General features: G+C 62.9%; 1 protein-coding gene. It reads right to left on the reverse strand.

From position 1 onward, the window contains the following. A partial coding sequence (locus IFU29_RS22240; protein ID WP_191935771.1) for a fimbria/pilus outer membrane usher protein occupies nucleotides 1–426 on the reverse strand: 426 nt, incomplete at both ends.

Below are 426 nucleotides of genomic sequence, written 5' to 3' on the forward strand. Positions count from 1 at the left end.
CGGTCACCAGGCTGACGCCGGCAAAGCGGAAACTGTCGAAGATGTCGGAGTTTAAATAGTCCTCGCCCATCGTCAGCCTGGCGCCCAGCTTCGGCAGTGCGCGGTAGGCGTAGTAACGGCTCCAGTCCCAGCTGGTGCGGGTCGGCTCACCGGAACCGCCCTGGCGATCCAGCCGTGACTGCCAGTCGGCCCGCAGCCGCCAGGCTCCCAGATTGCCGCCCACCGTCCCGTTGCCGCTGAGGTTATAACTCTGCGTACCCTGCTTTTGCTGACGCTGGCTTTGCGCATTCAGGTTGTAATCTAACAGCAGGCCGGGAATACCCTCGTCCCAGCGCGACGGCGGCTCCCAGTTTTCAGCGGTATATTCCAGGTACGCCTGCGGAATATTCAGGTACAGCGCCGCCGCGCCTAAATCGCCGCGCACTT

It is taken from the genome of Erwinia persicina (genome assembly GCF_014838825.1).
In the GTDB taxonomy this organism is placed as follows: Bacteria; Pseudomonadota; Gammaproteobacteria; order Enterobacterales; family Enterobacteriaceae; genus Erwinia; species Erwinia persicina_A.